Here is an 18,364-nt window from a genome sequence, read left to right on the forward strand (position 1 = left end):
AATACTAAAATGTGATAATGTTTTTTTCTGTCTCATTTAAAATGTTTTTATAGAAAGGATCTTCTCCAATACAGAGTATTCGGTCGCAAAGCGTGATGATTTCATCCATGTCATGGGAAGTGTATACAATAATCTTATTATATTCCAAGGCTTGTCTTTTCAAATAATTCCCGATTTCTTTTCTTGATTTTAAATCGATACCGACAGTTGGTTCATCAAGTAGCAAAACCTTTGGGTCATGAATGAGGCTGATTGCCAAGTTCAATTTACGTTTCATTCCGCCAGAGAGTGTGTTTACTGGTTCTTGCCATTTATCCAGTTCCATATCAAGACACAGTTGTTTTAACTGCTGTTTTGTTTTATTTTTCCAGGAAAGTTTTTCAAAAAAGACCATATTTTCTTCGACGGTAAATTCTTCCCAAAGAGCTATGTCCTGGGGCACAAAGCCAATTTGTTTTCGTATGTTCTTTTTATGTTTTTGGTAGGATAAATCGTCTAAGAATATATTTCCTTTAGTTGGATTTGATAACGTGGCAAGTAGTTGAAGCATTGTAGATTTACCTGCACCATTTTCTCCAACGAGCCCGACAATTTCCCCGGCCTGAATAGAGAAGGAGATATCATCCAATATTAATCTGTCTCCATACAATTTTGTAATTGCTTGTACATTAAGCATTTAATTTCCCCCCTTTAGCAAACCAGATGCCCAGAATTAATATGAGAATAATCAACCAGGAGTTCCATATTTCCTGGTGTAGAAACGGGTGCAATGGATTTAAATATTCGAGCCATTCAAATCGGCCTGTAAGACCTTCGATTGGAAGAACTGCACCACTGTTAATCGCTAGAAATAGGGTGATGGCAAAACTAACCCCATAAAATAGATAGACATTTTTAAACAACAATGCCAGCAAAAATGCTGCCATACTGCAAATAAATCGAAAAGATATGATCGCACCTACCAATCTGAAGTTAATCGTTTCTCCAACATGAAGGTGGAATACTAGGGCAGCCGTAGAATCAACGAATAATAATACCGCTGTATAGAAAATCAGGTTTTGCAGCAGATAACTTTTATAAGAGAAACGGATAAAAGAGAAACGTGACACCAGACTGGAATTTCTTTCTTTGATGACCCAATCAAACAACAGTAGCGTGGAAAGGATACTGAATATGGCCCACAAGCCCCAAACATTCCAAATCGTTATATCGGCATCATTTCCGTTACTTGGTCCATGATTAAATGAAAAAGTGGTCCGAAGTAGATCTTCACGGGATTGTATTTCCTCCGACAGTGAAATGATTTCGTCAAAAGTTACAGCTTCACTCGTTTTTAATGTTTCGGCAAGATGCATAACTGTATGTGCGGCTTTAGCCTTGCCAGCATCTTCCTGAACATAGGATACAACCATCTCACTTACTGGCGTATAGGCAAATGATAAGTCGGATTTATAACTGGTAATCAGTTTATTTCGGTTTCCTCTATGGATTTGCTGCTCATACCCATCCTTAATTATAAATGCACTATCCAATTCGTGTCTCTCAATCATGTCTCTTGCCTGGTTTTCTGTCACTTCGAAAACCCTGATCAGTGGAGAGTCTTTTACGGATTCAAGAAGTGCTTCAGCCATCGGAGTATTTTCTTCCAAAACAAATCCTACAGGTATTTTGCTGTCCTCCTGTATCAAACTTGTTACGTTTATGATTAATAAGGATGCTATGATAGGGAAAATTAGCCAAAAGAGTAAGGATAACCATTGTTTTTTCCAATGGATCAGTCGCGTTTGAATAATCGACTTCATTGCTGAACACGCTCCTTTAATAGAGAAACACCGACAAGTATGAACCCACCTGCAGTGTTCATCAGGATTAACGGGATATAGTCGGCATATAGTCTATCATTCAATAAAATTTCCTGTATCCAGCGAAGTGCTTCATAGGAATAAATAAACGGGAGAATCTCCTGAATCGATAAAGGATAATAGATTACTGGAATGATAGCGCCACTTAGAATCAAAGAAACGGCTGTAACGATTGAATGTGACAGCATTCTGAGTTTATACGAAGAAATCAATACTTCAACAATTGCCAGACAAATCGCAAAAAGACTGCTGTATAGAGTTGTAATGATAATAATCCTCGTATAATCCTGCACGATAATATTGGATTCGAAAATATCTTTCATTAAATAAAGTAACATACAAGAAAATACCAACGAGACCCCAAGTGTTACAATAATCTTCGCCATTGACTGCTGCAGTTCAGTGACACCATACAGACGCATCCGGTTTTTTAATCGAGAGGAGTTTTCTGAAGTAAGCAAGTGAAAGATTGAAAAAATCCATACCGTAATAACAATAAACCAGCCACCTATTGCAAAATATTCAATAGGGGATGAAGTTGCCTGGTTGGAGATTTCTCTTTCAGTCAAAACTCGGTCACGACCAATCGTATAGAATAAAAACTCCTGAAACTGCCGGAAAACAAAATCATTACGTGCATCATTTTCCATGCCAAAGTTTTTGGCATAATAATTAATAGCGAGAATATTTGCCTGTGAAGCCCGTATATGCCGGGTTACGCTTTCCATCAACTCGTTAATCAGATAACTTTCAGTTGGCTGGCTTGGATTACCAATAATTTGCAGCTCAACAGATTCTCCTTGATACAAATTGTTTGCAAAGTTGTCAGGGAAAATAAGGTAGGAACTGATCTCGCCGTCGAGAATAGCAGATTTCGCATCTGATTCAGACATACTATGTATTCTTAAAAATGACCCCAACTCGGAAGATTCTTCAATCAGCTGTACAACCGATTGTGTTTCATTTGATTTATCCAGATCAACCAATCCAATTGTAATTGGTTCATCATCAGCAGAAGTAAAGAAGGTTATCATCATTGTTGCAGCAAGACCAACCAGAATGATTGGAAAAATTAAAAGAAGAGGAAGTGATAACCACTTCCTCCTAAGCTGCATTAAATGATTCTTTATAAATAACATAAGATGTTTCATAAAATGCATAGAGACACACTCATTTCTACTTTCTTTATCGAGTTAGAATCCCATTGCTCCACCGGCCATGATGCCGAAAAGCCATTGCTGGAAGCTAGGAGTCACTTCGTATTCCACGTATTCCTGTATTTCAGCAGCAGACATGCTGCCAATATCTTTCACGTTTTCCGGTTCAAGTGTTTCGATTGAATCTATGATTCTGCCATCCGTAAGAATGTTCAATGAAAACATATCCTGGCTGAAATCTGGTGTTTCCAATGATAGACTATGTTCAGAATTCATCTGGTCATTATCATATGTCGCATTACCTGACCATATAAGACTTCCACCACCACTCATCGGTTCACGAAGAGAAAACGTGCGATTAAAGTCGCGTGTGCCATCTTCAAGTGTTTCCTGGCCATCGTAAGTAATAGCGAAATCGTCTACAGTAAGACTAATAAAGTCGGTTGCCTGATTATTATCCCAGTTTAAATCCCCTGAGATATTCATAGAACCTTCCTCATAGGAATCTGAAAATGCCAGGTCATAGTTAAAGAATTGATTGTTGTCAGTGAATAGTTGTGATCCTTTAACAGAGAGCATTACTAGTTCATCAGTAGATGGACCTAGTTCTATTACGAAATCACGCTGTACAACCCTGTTATCATCAATCCATATAATAGAAGTCAAACCATTTGGAATTTGGAAGGTAGCCAATTCCTGTTTAGCTTCTGAAATCGCTGTTTCAAAATCAGCCATCAATAACTCGATTTCATCATCCATATAAACACTGCTGCCAAATTGTTGGGCAGTCATTTGATCCTTAATGATTTCTTTTAATCTTTCATCCTTTTCCATCTTATCCAAAACAGTTGTTAGGATATCTTTTAACTCCTGTTCAGTAAGGTGAAGCGTGATTTTTTCCGAATTAATGGATTCGCCGTTTACATCTACCGTATCATTACTACTTGTAAAAGCTTCCTCGGGTAACGCCTCATAAATGAATTGGAGATATTCTTCCTCCAGGTATTCGATGTCCTCTTCTGGAACTACTCCTTCAGCACTCTCAAAGATTGTTTCCAATCCTAATTTTTCGTCCCCAGTAAACATATATGGATCTACTTCATAAAGAAGTGGTCCCAAGTCTTCATCATTCATCTGAATAACTTCTTCTAGGAATGGTAAACCAAGCAATAACTTTTCTTCTGTTAAGTAAAGCTGTATGTCATTAATTTCCATTCCGCCAATATTCGCTGTAAGACCTGCATATAGTTGGTTGTTTTCCATATCTGTTTGAGCATCAATGGTAATACTGGAATTATTGATGAACATTGCCGGGTCCAATCCATATCCTACATTTGCTTGCGGGTCGTTATATGCAGCAGATAATTCTAAAGTCGAAGCCGATTTTCCTGTTTGTGTTTTTTCATACCAGCTCAATTCAGGCTCGTAGCGGTTTTCAAACTGCTCCATCACATATTCGATCGTGTTTTTCTCAGCAAGAAAATAGGATGCTTTAGGTGATGCATTTAACAACATGAATGCGGCGGCGCTACCTCCAACAAGTACGATTGCACCGACGATAAGTGCAATAATTCCTTTGGATACCCCTTTTTTTTGTTTGCCGTTCGTTGATTCTTCCACGAATTTACCCCTTTCTTTTTCCTGTACTTAACAAGTGTATTATGATTACGCGAAACATATAATCAAAAACTGTTTCAATTTTTTATATCATTTAACAACCATCTAGTCAAATGGTGCTAAAACTATCAGTTGCAAGAATGATATAAAAGGTTTGTTTTATCTCCGAATTAAGATAATTTGCTAGTGTAATAGAATTAATTAATTAGATATATCTGTCTATTTATTTTAGCGCAGGAAGCTTTAAATAACAATCATCCAATTGCATTTGGGTAATTATACCTATTTTAAAATAATGTCTTTCTACTAAAAGTTTGCTGTTTATGCCGGAAAATATGTAAACTCCGAAGTATGCAAAGTCTGATAAGTGTCTTCGGCGGCCGCTCGGGGAAATACACTGCGCTTTTGGGCGGCTGGTGAGCCAACTTGCGCTAAAGCGCTACGTTGTCTCACCGATGCCTTTCTTCCCGTAGGAGTCTCCGTGTATTTCCCCGAGCTGGTTGAGTTTGCTACTAATCACTACTCATGCATTAGCTGAAATAACATCATACAACTTCACCAGTCCGGGTAAGCGGCACGCGGTGACTCCTGCTCAGAAAAGCACGTGTCTGAAGACCAGAAGAGTGGTTTTCTCTTCGGGGCTGAGGCCGTTCCCTAAGGATGCGCATCCGACCAGAGTGATCCCGGACGGTAGCAAAAGCACTTATCTCCAAGAATAACCTTAAGTTACGTCGCATTTTATATCAACTCCGAAGATAATAAAGCAACAAAACACAGGAAAAGAACTAAAATAAAAGTGGATAGATATAGTAGCGTCTATCCACCCGAACATGTTATTGAAGTTGTTTGACACCTTGCTCCAATGCACCAATCATTTCTTGCTTTTCCTGCTCATCTGATTGCTTCCAGATTAATTCGAAAAGCACACCAAGACCTGGCAGCATCTTTTCTTCTCCATTTTGAATGGCATCAACTATTGTTGCTTCCAGCTGCTGTTGGTCATTGGTAGCGATGTTGGAATAAATAGCTTTTCTTAGATTTAAATCCATATAGGACACTCCTTCTGTTCATAAACTAACGATAGTTTGACCAAGGGCGGTAAAAATATGTATGATACAGATAGAAATAATGATGAAGGATGGAATTTATGATTACTTCAGTTAAAAATGAAAAAGTTAAAGCGTGGAAGAAACTGCATAAACGGAAAGAAAGGGCGAATACCGGTTTATTCATGGTAGAGGGCTTCCATTTACTCGAAGAAGCAATAAAAAGTGATTGGGAAATTAACGAAATTATCGTGCTGGAAGGAACAATGCTTCCAGAGTGGGCAGCGGATTTTCCCATTGAATCGGTTAGTGAAAATGTAATGGCTCACATTTCACAGACAACAACCCCTCAGGGTGTCCTGGCCGTTATGGCAATGAAAAAACAGAAGGTGTATAGCGGTAATCACTTTCTTATCATTGATTCGGTACAGGATCCCGGAAATCTTGGTACCATTATACGGACTGCTGATGCAGCTGGGATGGATGCAATTATTTTGGGGGAGGGGACAGTTGATTTATATAACGACAAAGTCATCCGCGCGACACAGGGATCGATATTCCATATTCCAATTTACGAGGCAAACCTGTTTGAAGAACTGGAACATTTAAAGCGAAAAGGTTTTTCAATTTGGGCCACAGCACTATTGAATGCGACCAATTACAATGAAACTGTCCCTGAGGAAAAAGTAGCGATCGTCCTTGGAAATGAAGGTGCGGGCGTACAGGATGAACTACTGGAACGTGCCGACAGAATTGTAACGATCCCCATCTATGGAAAGGCAGAATCTTTAAATGTCAGTATAGCTGCTGGAATTCTGATGTATCACTTAAAGGGATAAAGTTGCAACCGGTAAAAAAATTATCTATAATGTATATATTATATCGAAGCAATGAAGGAGCCTTTCGTATTCAGGAGAGCGATTCAGGGATGAAATGCCCTAGACTGAAAGCATTTCTATCGTATCGGATACGCATGTTTCACTCTGGAGCTGACACTGGGACCGTACAAATAGGAATAATAGAAGCTGGTTATGACATTTCCTTAGAAAGGGAATGGAACGCAGCTAATGATGATCTGTTCCTATATCGTATGTAAAGGTGTTCCGGATTTTAAATCCGTTATCAGATTTGAGTTGGACAGGATACGCATGTCGTTTTACATATTTTTTTGCTGTCAACAAGGGTGGTACCGCGAAAAAAGCCTTCGTCCCTTTTCAGGGATGAAGGCTTTTTTATTTTTGACAGATATGTAAGGACAAAGCTTTCCTATCTGCATAAGTCATCTAAGAAACTCGCCCAAAGGGTTGGCAGATGCCACGTTTTCGAAACATAATTTCAAGGAGGCAATAAGAATGAGAGAACAATTGGAGGCTATTCAGGCCGAAGCATTGGAAAGAATCTCCCAAACAGAGGATATGAAAGAGCTTCAGGATATTAAAGTTACATACCTTGGCAAAAAAGGATCGCTTACAGGCGTACTGCGCGGCATGGGGAAACTTTCCAAGGAAGAGCGACCTGTTGTAGGTGAAATTGCCAATAAAGTCAGAGAATCCATCACAGCAGCATTGGATGAAAAAAATGAAAAACTGGAGCAATTACAACTAGAGGAGCAGCTGGAGGCTGAGACGATTGATGTTACCTTACCAGGTCGTCCGGTTAAAGTTGGTGGAGCCCATCTTCTGTCGAGTATTGTACAGGAATTAGAAGACCTGTTCATTGGAATGGGTTACGAAGTTAGGGAAGGCCCTGAAGTAGAGACTGATTTTTATAATTTTGAAGCTTTGAACCTGCCAAAAAATCACCCGGCACGTGATATGCAGGATACTTTTTATATTACAAATGAATTATTGCTACGGACGCATACTTCTCCGGTACAGGCCCGTACGATGCAGGAATACAAAGGGGAGAAGCCGGTCAAAATGATTTGCCCGGGAAAAGTATATCGCCGTGATACGGATGACGCTACCCATTCCCATCAATTTACACAAATCGAAGGGTTATATGTCGATAAAAATGTCCGTATGAGTGATTTGAAAGGTACCCTCGATACGTTTGCTAAGAAAATGTTCGGTGAAGATCGCGAAATTCGATTACGCCCAAGTTTCTTCCCATTTACAGAGCCGTCCGTTGAGATGGATATTTCCTGTAAGGTATGTAATGGAGAAGGGTGCAGCGTATGCAAAGGAACAGGCTGGATTGAAATACTTGGTGGCGGTATGGTCCATCCGAAAGTCCTTGAAATGGGTGGATATGATCCGGAAGTTTACAGCGGATTTGCGTTCGGTATGGGACCGGAACGAATCGCCATGCTCAAATATGGGGTTAATGACATCCGTCAGTTTTATACAAATGATATCCGATTCCTTAAACAATATCACAAAGCTTAATTACATTTTAAAAAGGAGGCATAACAATTGTTAGTATCATATAATTGGTTAAAAAATTACGTTGATTTAGGAGATTTGACTCCCGAAGAGCTGGCAGCAAAAATTACGAAGTCAGGGATCGAAGTGGAAAGCGTGGAGTATGTTGCAGAAAAAAGTACGGATGTTGTCGTTGGGTATGTGGAAAGCTGTGAACAACATCCAAATGCAGATAAACTGAACCTTTGTCAGGTGGATGTTGGAGATCAGAAACTACAAATCATTTGTGGTGCTCCAAATATTGCCGAGGGACAGAAAGTTGCTGTAGCTAAACCAGGTGCTATCCTTCCGGGAAACTTTAAAATTAAAAAAGTAAAACTGCGGGGTGTTGAATCGAATGGGATGATATGTTCTCTGAAAGAGCTCGGAATTGAAGAGAAATATGTTCCAACTGATCTTGCAGATGGTATTTTTGTCTTTCCTGAAGATGCAACTGTGGGAGAAAATGTCGACGAACGGTTAAACTTAAATGATGCCGTATTGGAATTAGATGTGCTCGCAAATCGTGCAGACGCTTTGAGTATGCTTGGTGTTGCTTATGAGGTCGGGGCTATCCTTGATCAGCCGGTTCAGTTACCGGAAGAGGCAGTTACCGTTATAGATGAAGAGAATGTTAAGAGCTATATATCGGTGGAAGTTGAGGCAGCTGATCTTAATCCATACTATGGTGCTTTTTTGATCAGAAATGTTGAAATAAAGCCATCTCCTTTATGGATGAGAAATTATTTGATGGCTGCTGGAATCCGGCCAATAAACAATGTCGTTGATATTACGAACTTTGTATTGCTTGAATATGGTCAACCATTGCATGCTTTTGATTATGATAAATTCGATTCGGAAAAAGTACTTGTTAGAAGAGCAACAGAAGGGGAAACAATTGTTACACTCGATGACCAGACAAGAACGTTATCTGAGAAAAATCTTGTTATAACAAATGGTAAAGAACCTGTTGCACTTGCTGGCGTTATGGGTGGAGCAAATACCGAAGTGACTGCGGAAACAAAAAATGTATTACTTGAAGCCGCATATTTTGACTCTTCTTCTGTAAGAGGAACTGTAAAACAAACAGGACTGCGTAGCGAATCAAGTACAAGATATGAAAAAGGGGTAGATCCCAACCGCGTAAAGAAAGCGGGTAGTCGAGCATGTCTGCTTATGGAGCAATTTGCAAATGGGAAAGTGGCTGCAGGAGTTGCTGAATTTGATGAGCTGGACCGCTCTGGAAAAACAGTTGAAATGGATATAAATCAAATCAATAAGCGTCTCGGAACAGAGATGAAACCTGATGAAGTAATATCCATTTTAAAGAGGCTAAAGTTTGAATTTGAGCAGAACGGTACCGTATTTTCTGTTCAGGCCCCAACGCGTCGTAGAGATATTACGATTTTTGAAGATATGCTTGAGGAAGTCGCTCGAATGTACGGCTATGATAATTTGCCATTCACATTGCCTCAAGGGGCTTCTCAGGCCGGAGCCTTGACACAAAGACAGTCATTGAAACGCAAGGTGAAAAATTATATTCAAGGTGTTGGATTGATGGAAACATTGACCTACTCACTGACAAATGCAACGGATATGAAGCGGCTTGTCAGCCCTGAAATCCGTGAACAAGCGGTGGCACCTGTTGCCCTTGCAATGCCAATGAGTGAAGAGCATAAATATCTTCGCTTAAGTATTCTTCCGGAACTATTGCGTGCACTTGCATATAACAGTGCAAGAAACCACGCAAACTTAGGGTATTATGAACTTGGAAGCATTTTTATTTGCGATGAAGAAAAGGTATCCAAACAACCAGACGAAAAATTGCGTGTATCCGGTGCAATTACAGGGAAGTGGCTAGAGCATCCTTGGCAACAGGAAAAGAAAGATGTTGATTTTTATCTTGTAAAAGGAATTGTTGAAGGCTTGATTGATCACTTGGACCTTAACGTTTCCTTCCGTCAGGCAAAAATTGATGATATGCACCCGGGCCGCTGTGCGGTTATTGAAATGAATGAACAAGTAGTTGGATTCATCGGTCAATTACACCCTGCGCTTGCAAAAGAGATGGATTTAAAAGAAACCTATGTCTTTGATGTCAATCTGGAGGAAGTATTTGTTGCTTATGAAGATATCCCTTCTTATACGCAAATTCCTAAATATCCTTCCATCGCCAGGGATATTGCATTCATTTTAGATGAAAATATTCATGCAGGTGATGTAAAGGATCTAATAGAGGAAATAGGTGCACCACTTGTGAATCAAGTGGGAATCTTTGATGTGTATCAAGGAGCCAATCTGGAGGAAGGCAAAAAATCAGTAGCTTACAGCTTATTGTATCAGCATCCGGATAAAACATTGAAAGATGATGAAGTTGAAGAATCCTATCAAAAAATTATCGAAGCGGTCCATGAGAAATTTAACGCGTATGTAAGGTCATAAAATATAGGAAGGCTTTCTCAGTAGATGAGAAGGCCTTTTTTATCGAAATGCCAAAGTTTACAGTAAAACTACCGATGATCGTAGGATATACACCATAGTTCACATGAGAAATGCCGAAGTTCACAAAACAAATGCCATAGTTCACATTTTGGGACCGGGATAACGCAGTTGATTGGTCCAAGAACAGCAAAAATGCTCCAAATAAGGAGCATTTTTATGATAAGTATTCTTTTTTATCCGGCAACAGCCAGTTAATTTCTTCCAGTCCTGCTTTCCGAAGTAGGTTGTTTGTCTGGGAAAAAGGACTGCTCCCAAAAAATCCTCTATATGCGGAAAGGGGACTCGGATGTGGTGCTGTGATAATAAAATGCTTCGATGTATCAATCATTTCCGCTTTTTTTTGGGCGGCACTCCCCCAGAGAATAAATACGACTGAGTCATGTTTCGTATTCAAGGACTTAATCACCTGGTCCGTGAAAATTTCCCAGCCTCGGTTTTTATGGGAGTGTGCCTGTCCCGCCTTGACTGTAAGAACGGTGTTTAAGAGTAGTACACCTTGTTTCGCCCATTCAATGAGATAACCGTGACCGGGAATCGAATAACCAAGGTCATTTTGCAGCTCTTTGAAAATATTCCGTAATGAGGCTGGAAGCTTTACTTCTGGTTGGACGGAAAAACTTAACCCATGTGCCTGGTTTGGTCCATGATAAGGGTCCTGTCCAAGGATGATAACCTTTACCTTCTGAAAGGGCGTATAGTGAAGTGCATTGAAGATATCGTCTATTGCTGGATAAATCGTTTCGGTCGCATATTCCTCCTTTAAAAACGCTCGTAATTCACTATAATAGGGCTTATCGAATTCAGGTTTTAAAATCTCTGCCCAGTCATTTTTCAACATTTGTTCATTCATTTTATCATTCCTATATGGTTACAGAGAGTCTTAGCTTTACAAGTATTTCTCTGCTTTTTTTGTGTTGGCGAAATGTGTTTTTGCATATTTATCCAATACTTGGGAACCTTTACTTCTGATGATTTTTGCTATTGTCTGGTCTACTTTACTCGAAGCACCTTTTGGTATTTCCAATCCAATCGATGCAGAAAGCTTATCCATCTCTTTTACAAAGCTTGACCTTGCAATAATTGATGCGGCAGCTACAGCGATGGAGTGGCTTTCGGCTTTTGTAATGAAAAACGTTTTATCTGGAAGTTTATGTTTTTCTGTGCCAATATGCCTGCTGTAGATGGCGGGTTCACAAAACTGATCGATTACTATTCCATCCATTTCTGCATGTCCGATTTTTTTAAGCAAATTAGTGATGGCGTGGTGATGGAGCATTGCTTTCATTTTCCCCTGTGACCAGCCTTTTTTCTGCAGCATATTATATTTTTCATTATGCAAGATAAGAAGGGAGTACGGGATTTGCATTTTTACGAGATCACTGGCTATTTTAGTTATGATTGGATCTGTCAGGTTTTTGGAATCTTTTACACCAAGTTCTTTTAATAATGCTATTTGCTGTTTATTCACATATGCAGCAGCAACCGTGATTGGTCCGAAGTAATCCCCGGTACCTGCTTCATCAGAACCGATGTGGCTGCTTGAATACAAGCTTGGATCTGGTGTAAAGCTCGTTACGTTTGGGCTCGCTGAATTTCTCTTGACAGCAGGAGCAGCTCCAGATCCAGTACTCCACTTGGAAGCCTCCGTTTCCGGCGAGCTACCTTGAAAAAGCACCTTTCCGGACTTATAGGCAGTGATGACTGCTGCTGCTGTTTTGGCGCGGAAAACGGCTCCCGGCGGTGTTGACGTTAAAGACTTTTCGTAATGATTTTTCATTTTTTCAATTGTAGTTAACGGTAATGTGTGTACCTGTTGCCCCATCTAAATCTCTCCATTCATGACATATATAGACTATAGCAAAATGATAAAGATAATGAAATACTTCTTTTTGAAAGAACTTCATGTTAATATTAAGTGTAGAAATTTTTGGTGGAAAGGAAATCATATCATGTCCCTTTCTGCATAAGCGCAACGAAGGCTGTCACCGAAGGCTTGGTGACAATCCCGTTTTCTAAACAGGTAAGATAAGTATAAACTTCCCTACCTGTATACATGCAACAAAACGATTCTTTAAAAGGCTTGGAGATTGCCAAGTTTTCTAATCGGCAGGAGGTAGTATCATGAGCCCAAATGATAAAAAGCGCATAACAGTGGACATACATAATAGAACTTATACGATAATTGGTACGGAATCACCAAGCCATGTGCGGTTGGTTGCAAGTCTTGTAGATCAAAAAATGAAAGATATTCATAGTGTCAATAAACAATTGGATACGACGAGACTGGCGGTTTTAACTGCTGTAAATACGATGAACGATTACCTGAAACTGAAGGAAGACTATGCAACGCTTCTGGGATCGCTTAAAAAGAAAGAGGATAAGTAACATATGTTGGATTTGATTTTAATTGTAATATTGATATTTGGAATTCTTATGGGACTAAAGAGAGGGTTTATACTTCAATTGCTCCATTTGACCGGATTTATTATCGCCTTTATTGTGGCTGTTATGTATTATGATGAGCTTGGTACAAGACTGGCCTTGTGGATACCTTATCCGGAACTATCGAATGAAAGTGCATGGGCAGGTTTTTTGCAATCCCTCCCACTCGAGACTGCCTTTTATAATGCCATTGCATTTGCGCTCATCTTTTTTGCAGTGAAGATTATTCTTCAGATTATTGCATCTATGTTGGATTTTGTTGCTTCCATTCCTATTATTAGCTCGGTGAACAAATTGCTTGGTGCGGTGCTCGGATTCCTGGAAGTGTATTTAATTTCGTTTATCCTTCTGTATATCCTTGCATTAACACCTATCGAAGGTATTCAGAATGCGATAAATAATTCAGCGATTGCATTGTTTGTAATTGAACAGACTCCTTATTTATCGGAAAAGGTCCTTGATCTTTGGTTTACCTATACTGGAGAGAGTAAGCGTTAGATATACAAATTCAGAAAGACTGATTCATCGTAGTAGGAGATACCTTGTATGTTATGTACAATAGTATTTATCTAACATGAATCAGTCTTTTTATACAAAAAAGTGGGGTAATTTTATGACAGTCAATAAGAAAGATGTAATTAAACTTTTGGAAAAAATAGCAATCTATCTGGAATTGAAGGGAGAAAACCCTTTTAAAATATCTGCATATAGAAAAGCAGCACAGGCATTGGAAACGGATGATAGATCCCTCTCTGAAATTGATGACTTTACAAAGATGAAAGGCATTGGAAAAGGGACTAGTGCGGTTATTAAGGAGTACGTAGAAAATGGCGAATCAGATACACTTAAGCAGTTGGCGGAGGAAGTGCCATCAGGTCTGATACCATTACTGAATCTTCCGGGCCTCGGTGGTAAAAAGTTGTCAAAACTATACCAGGAATTGGATGTCGTTGATGCCGAATCACTAAAAGAAGTTTGTCTCAACGGAAAAGTTGAGAGCCTTGCAGGGTTTGGCAAGAAAACAGCTGAAAAAATCGTTTTAGCGCTCGAGGAAGCCGGAAAAAGACCAGAACGACTGCCTATAGCGATCATGCTTCCGGTTGCAGAGAAAATTGAATCGTACTTAAGCGATATCGAAGAAATAGAATCATTTTCACGCGCGGGAAGTTTAAGAAGAATGCGGGAAACGATAAAGGATCTTGATTTTATAATTGCAACAGCCAAGCCACACGAAGTCCGGGATGCATTGCTCGCTATACCGGATATAAAAGATGTTATTGCCAAAGGTGATACAAAGGTATCTGTCACATTAGAGGAAGCATATGATATTAACGTCGATTTCAGACTCGTATCAAAAGAAGAATTTGCAACAACACTTCATCATTTTACAGGATCTAAGGATCATAATGTCGCATTGAGGCAGCTGGCCAAATCACGTGGGCAAAAAATAAGTGAATACGGTGTGGAGGTTGAAGAGACAAATGAAATATTGAGGTTCTCGACAGAAGAAGAGTTTTTCAAACATTTCGGGTTAACATTTATACCACCAGAAGTAAGAGAAAACAATGGTGAAGTAGAGGCGTTTAAGGATGAGCTGCGTTTAATTGAACTTAGTGATATAAAGGGAGACCTCCATATGCACACGACGTGGAGTGATGGAGCACAGTCTCTTGGTGAAATGGTAAAACATGTACAGGCTAAAGGATATTCCTATATGGCGATTACGGACCACTCCAAATATCTTCGCGTTGCAAATGGATTGGATGAAACGAGATTGCGGAAGCAGCGCGAGGAAATTGCAACACTGAATGAAAAGTTGGATGACTTTCATATTTTTGCTGGTGTAGAAATGGATATTCTTCCGGATGGTACCCTTGATTTCTCAGATGATTTTTTGCGGGAAATGGATTATGTCATTGGAGCGATCCATTCGAGCTTCAGTCAATCCGAAGAAAAGATTATGAAGCGATTGTATACCGCGCTCGAGAATCCGTATGTCTCCCTGATTGCCCATCCGACCGGAAGATTGATTGGAAGGCGTGCAGGTTACAACGTGAACGTGGAAAAATTAATCGAAAAAGCGAAAGAAACCAATACAGCACTCGAAATTAATGCAAACCCGAATCGGTTAGATCTGTCCTCAGAGTGGGTCCGTAAAGCCCAGGAGGCAGGAGTTACCTTAGCCATCAACACGGATGCACACAGCTATCCGATGTTGGATCATATGTTATATGGTGTCGGGGTTGCAAGAAAAGGCTGGGTAGAAAAGGAAATGGTAATGAATACGTGGTCGAAGGAGCAACTGATTGATTACTTTAATCGTAATAAATAAAGGAATGCAATTCGATAAAGAGGACGCACTAAAAGGAGTATATAAGTATGAATGAACGGATTCTCCGTGTACTGGAATTTAAAAAGATTATTGAACAGTTGAATAGTCAGGCTGCAACATCGCTTGGGAAAAATCTGGTGGATCAATTAAAGCCTTCAACGGAATTAGATGAAGTTGTTCAATTACAGGAAGAAACGGATGAAGCTGCACATATTGTCCGACTTAATAAAGTAGTTCCCCTAGGAGGCATAACGGATATTCGAGAAAGTTTGAAACGATGTGCCATCGGAGGAATTCTTTCAACGGAAGAGTGCCTTGATGTAGCAAACACCGTTTACGGAGGTAGACAGGTAAAACTATTTATCGAAAGCCTGGAAGAAGAGAGTCTGCCCATCCTGGAAGAATTAGCTGATCGGATAACACCCCTTAGGGAACTAGAACAGCATATTAAAAGCTGTATTGATGATCATGGCCATGTTTTGGACAATGCTTCAGCAAAACTGCGTGGGATAAGAAGTTCTATTCGTACATTTGAAAACAGGATACGTGAGAAATTAGAAAGCTATACGAGAAACAATAGCAATATGCTTTCAGATGCAATTATCACGATTCGAAATGATCGTTATGTGCTTCCTGTTAAACAAGAGCACAGAGGTTCAATAGGTGGAATTGTCCATGATCAATCCTCTTCAGGCCAGACTTTGTTTATGGAGCCAAAAGCTGTAGTAGACCTTAACAATCAACTGCATGAGGCAATAAACAAGGAACAGATAGAAATTGAACGGATTTTGAAGGAACTCAGTGGGCATATTTCAAGCTTTGAACATGATTTACACGAAAATATCGATGTACTTGCCAAGATTGATTTTATGTTTGCCAGAGCAAAACTTGGACAGCAAATGAAAGCCGCAAAACCAATCATAAATGACAATGGCTACATAAAAATGCTGCAGGCAAGACACCCTCTAATACCGATGGATGAAGTCGTAGCTAATGATGTGGAGATTGGAGGAGATTATACTTCAATTGTCATTACTGGTCCAAATACTGGTGGGAAAACGGTCACATTAAAAATGATCGGTTTATGTACGTTAATGGCCCAATCAGGGTTGCAAGTCCCAGCATTGGATGGATGTGAAATGGCAGTATTCAGGGAAGTATTCGCTGATATTGGGGATGAACAGTCGATTGAACAAAATCTAAGTACATTTTCCTCTCATATGACTAATATCGTGGATATCATTAAAAAAGTCGATCATGATTCACTCGTTTTGTTTGATGAGCTTGGTTCGGGGACAGACCCACAGGAAGGTGCGGCTCTTGCCATGTCCATTCTGGATGACGTTGTTTCAAGGGATGCCCGCGTCATAGCTACGACTCATTACCCAGAGTTAAAAGCATATGGATATAACCGGGAGAATGTTGTTAATGCATCTGTTGAATTCAATGTGGAGACATTGCAGCCAACCTACCGTCTGCTGATTGGAGTACCCGGCCGTAGTAATGCCTTTGAAATCTCTAAGCGACTTGGCCTCGATCACCATATAATTGAGCGGGCGAAAGGATTTGTCGGTGTTGACACGAAAAGTGTGGAAACGATGATTGCCTCCTTGGAAAAATCCCAGCTTGATGCAGAAAAAGATTACGAGGAAGCACATGAAGTACTGCTCGAAAGTGAACGATTACGAGATGAGATTTCAAAAGAATGGAAGCAATTTGAACTCAAACGTGAAGCGTTGTACAAAAAAGCCGAAGAAAAAGCAGAAAAGGCTTTAACAAAGGCACGTGAAGAAGCAGAATTCATTGTAAATGAAATTCGACAAATGAAATCAACGGTAACTTTAAAAGAGCATGAATGGATTGAGGCAAAAAAAATGCTAGAAGAAGCACAGCCTAATCTGTCCAATAAACAAAATAAACCATCTAGTAAAAAATCAGCAGACAAGCAGGATTTGAAGCCGGGTGATGAAATAAAACTGCTTACAGTCAATCAAAAAGGTGAAGTGCTGGAAAAAGTTAATGACAAAGAGTATATGGTCCAAGTGGGGATTATGAAGGTCAAAGTCAAAAGAAGTGATTTGCAGCTGCTAGGAAAACAGAAACAGGAAATCCATCAAGCCGTAGCAACAATTAGAGGCTCTAATAATCATGTGAAGAGTGAATTGGATTTGCGCGGGGAGAGATATGAGGACGCCCTGCAGAGGCTGGAAAAATATATTGATGACGTACTTTTGGCTGGCTACTCAAAAGCTTCCATCATACATGGAAAAGGAACCGGTGCTTTAAGGAAAGGTGTACAGGAATATGTGAAACGGCATCCACATATTGCATCTGCAAGAGCCGGTGAAGGAAGTGAAGGCGGAAGCGGAGTTACCGTTATTGAGTTTCGCTAATCACGAAATGAATCTATCGATTAAATCAAATGCTTCCGCCTCCTAAAAAAAGGCGGAAGCTACATAAATAATTGGAGAGGAAAGTTGTGATGGAAGGTTTCTGGGAAAATATTATTGTTGTAACAGCAGCACGCTATAGTGTGTTCGTTCTATGCACACTTGTATTTCTTGCAATCTTTGAACTGGTGACTTCCTATAAAAATTGGGAAGAAATTAAAGGAGGAAACTTAGCTGTTGCGATGGCTACCGGAGGGAAATTGTTCGGAATCGCCACGATTTTCCGGTATTCCATTGAACATAATGACACGCTTCTTCAAACAATCGGCTGGGGTGTTTACGGTTTTGTTTTATTACTTATCGGTTATTTGATATTCGAGTTTCTTACCCCCGTTATGAAAATTGATGAAGAAATTGGAAAAGGCAATCATGCGGTTGGATTCATCTCGATGATGATTTCCATCGGTTTGGCTTTTGTTATAGGAGCAAGTATCGGATAAAGGAGGACATATAATGGTATTGGATCGATTAGCTAAAATACTAATTGTTGTGGCAATTATTTTTCTTGTTGTAGGTATCTTTTATTTAATATGACAAAAATATTTTAAAAATAA

Annotated in this window: 16 protein-coding genes; 9 read left to right on the plus strand and 7 right to left on the minus strand. The window is 39.7% G+C overall.

Annotated elements, in window-relative coordinates; genetic code table 11:
- Nucleotides 1-4: 4 nt before the first annotated feature.
- From MN204_RS09885 to sspI, 5 genes are all read right to left on the minus strand, one after another.
- Nucleotides 5-676: an ABC transporter ATP-binding protein gene (locus MN204_RS09885; protein WP_249870916.1), complete on the minus strand. Its 672-nt coding sequence runs from the start codon at nucleotides 674-676 to the stop codon at nucleotides 5-7.
- Nucleotides 669-1,802, minus strand: a complete 1,134-nt coding sequence (locus MN204_RS09890) for an ABC transporter permease (RefSeq protein WP_249870917.1) — start codon at nucleotides 1,800-1,802, stop codon at nucleotides 669-671. Before MN204_RS09890 ends, MN204_RS09885 begins: the two co-directional genes overlap by 8 nt.
- Nucleotides 1,799-3,022 (minus strand): ABC transporter permease, encoded by a 1,224-nt coding sequence (locus MN204_RS09895; RefSeq protein WP_249870918.1) that lies wholly within the window; start codon nucleotides 3,020-3,022, stop codon nucleotides 1,799-1,801. The genes MN204_RS09890 and MN204_RS09895 overlap by 4 nt, the downstream gene beginning before the upstream one ends.
- 33 nt (nucleotides 3,023-3,055) lie before the next feature.
- Nucleotides 3,056-4,639: a DUF6583 family protein gene (locus MN204_RS09900; RefSeq protein WP_249870919.1), complete on the minus strand. Its 1,584-nt coding sequence runs from the start codon at nucleotides 4,637-4,639 to the stop codon at nucleotides 3,056-3,058.
- A gap of 830 nt (nucleotides 4,640-5,469) precedes the next feature.
- Nucleotides 5,470-5,685, minus strand: a complete 216-nt coding sequence (gene sspI / locus MN204_RS09905; RefSeq protein WP_249870920.1) for a small acid-soluble spore protein SspI — start codon at nucleotides 5,683-5,685, stop codon at nucleotides 5,470-5,472.
- A 98-nt stretch (nucleotides 5,686-5,783) separates the two neighbouring features.
- Between sspI and MN204_RS09910 the strand changes: the two genes are divergently transcribed.
- The 4 genes from MN204_RS09910 (at nucleotide 5,784) to pheT (ending at nucleotide 10,526) form a co-directional block, all read left to right on the plus strand.
- Nucleotides 5,784-6,521, plus strand: coding sequence for a TrmH family RNA methyltransferase (locus MN204_RS09910; protein ID WP_249870921.1), 738 nt, complete (start codon nucleotides 5,784-5,786; stop codon nucleotides 6,519-6,521).
- An 89-nt stretch (nucleotides 6,522-6,610) separates the two neighbouring features.
- The gene (locus tag MN204_RS09915) at nucleotides 6,611-6,778 is read left to right on the plus strand and encodes a hypothetical protein (RefSeq protein WP_249870922.1); all 168 of its coding nucleotides are present in this window, start codon (nucleotides 6,611-6,613) and stop codon (nucleotides 6,776-6,778) included.
- Nucleotides 6,779-7,034: 256 nt separating this feature from the next.
- On the plus strand, nucleotides 7,035-8,069 hold the full coding sequence (pheS, locus tag MN204_RS09920) for a phenylalanine--tRNA ligase subunit alpha (RefSeq protein WP_249870923.1): 1,035 nt from the start codon (nucleotides 7,035-7,037) through the stop codon (nucleotides 8,067-8,069).
- Between the two features lie 27 nt (nucleotides 8,070-8,096).
- Nucleotides 8,097-10,526 (plus strand): phenylalanine--tRNA ligase subunit beta, encoded by a 2,430-nt coding sequence (gene pheT, locus MN204_RS09925; protein ID WP_249870924.1) that lies wholly within the window; start codon nucleotides 8,097-8,099, stop codon nucleotides 10,524-10,526.
- A 214-nt stretch (nucleotides 10,527-10,740) separates the two neighbouring features.
- Here pheT and MN204_RS09930 read toward each other — a convergent pair whose 3' ends face one another.
- Together MN204_RS09930 and rnhC are read right to left on the minus strand one after the other, a co-directional pair.
- The gene (locus MN204_RS09930; protein WP_249870925.1) at nucleotides 10,741-11,436 is read right to left on the minus strand and encodes a uracil-DNA glycosylase; all 696 of its coding nucleotides are present in this window, start codon (nucleotides 11,434-11,436) and stop codon (nucleotides 10,741-10,743) included.
- Between the two features lie 36 nt (nucleotides 11,437-11,472).
- Entirely contained in the window at nucleotides 11,473-12,408 is a 936-nt protein-coding gene (gene rnhC / locus MN204_RS09935; RefSeq protein WP_249870926.1) for a ribonuclease HIII, read from the minus strand.
- A gap of 299 nt (nucleotides 12,409-12,707) precedes the next feature.
- Between rnhC and zapA the strand changes: the two genes are divergently transcribed.
- The 5 genes from zapA to MN204_RS09960 all read left to right on the plus strand — a co-directional run bounded on the left by zapA (nucleotide 12,708) and on the right by MN204_RS09960 (nucleotide 18,250).
- The gene (zapA, locus tag MN204_RS09940; RefSeq protein ID WP_249870927.1) at nucleotides 12,708-12,971 is read left to right on the plus strand and encodes a cell division protein ZapA; all 264 of its coding nucleotides are present in this window, start codon (nucleotides 12,708-12,710) and stop codon (nucleotides 12,969-12,971) included.
- A gap of 3 nt (nucleotides 12,972-12,974) precedes the next feature.
- Nucleotides 12,975-13,526 carry a CvpA family protein gene (locus MN204_RS09945; RefSeq protein ID WP_249870928.1) on the plus strand — a complete coding sequence of 184 codons (552 nt, stop codon included), beginning with the start codon at nucleotides 12,975-12,977 and terminating at the stop codon, nucleotides 13,524-13,526.
- Between the two features lie 115 nt (nucleotides 13,527-13,641).
- Nucleotides 13,642-15,360 (plus strand): DNA polymerase/3'-5' exonuclease PolX, encoded by a 1,719-nt coding sequence (gene polX / locus MN204_RS09950; RefSeq protein WP_249870929.1) that lies wholly within the window; start codon nucleotides 13,642-13,644, stop codon nucleotides 15,358-15,360.
- Nucleotides 15,361-15,407: 47 nt separating this feature from the next.
- Nucleotides 15,408-17,753, plus strand: a complete 2,346-nt coding sequence (locus MN204_RS09955; protein WP_249870930.1) for an endonuclease MutS2 — start codon at nucleotides 15,408-15,410, stop codon at nucleotides 17,751-17,753.
- An 89-nt stretch (nucleotides 17,754-17,842) separates the two neighbouring features.
- Entirely contained in the window at nucleotides 17,843-18,250 is a 408-nt protein-coding gene (locus tag MN204_RS09960; RefSeq protein ID WP_249870931.1) for a DUF350 domain-containing protein, read from the plus strand.
- The last annotated feature ends 114 nt before the right edge of the window (nucleotides 18,251-18,364 follow it).

Origin of the sequence: Oceanobacillus saliphilus (assembly GCF_023522835.1) — a bacterium.
Taxonomy (GTDB): domain Bacteria; phylum Bacillota; class Bacilli; order Bacillales; family Amphibacillaceae; genus Oceanobacillus; species Oceanobacillus saliphilus.